Below are 363 nucleotides of genomic sequence, written 5' to 3' on the forward strand. Positions count from 1 at the left end.
CGATCGCTTCAATTTTCAACCCTGTAGGGGCGCAAGGTTTGCGCCCTCTTTGCGCCCTCTTTCATCTCGCGTCGGGGAAATATCAAATCGGGGCCTATGCCATACGCCCCTACAAAAATGCGATCGCTCGTTTATGCTTTATGTGTCAAATGGAGGCGATCGCCAAATTTTTGGGGTGCGATCGCTTCAATTTTCATCTCGCGTCGGGGGAATATCACATCGGGGCGTATGCCATACGCCCCTACAAAAATGCGATCGCTCGTTTGGGTTTTATGCGTCAAATGGAGGCGATCGCCAAATTTTAAGGGTGCGATCGCTTCAATTTTCAACCCTGTAGGGGCGCAAGGTTTGCGCCCTCTTTGC

General features: G+C 51.2%; 1 protein-coding gene. It reads left to right on the forward strand.

What is annotated here, in order from left to right; genetic code table 11:
• On the forward strand, positions 1–305 hold a 305-nt coding region (locus tag AC0QHF_RS17675), incomplete at its 5' end, for a hypothetical protein (RefSeq protein WP_324705553.1).
• Positions 306–363: the final 58 nt, after the last annotated feature.

The organism is Lyngbya sp. CCY1209 (assembly GCF_055795065.1).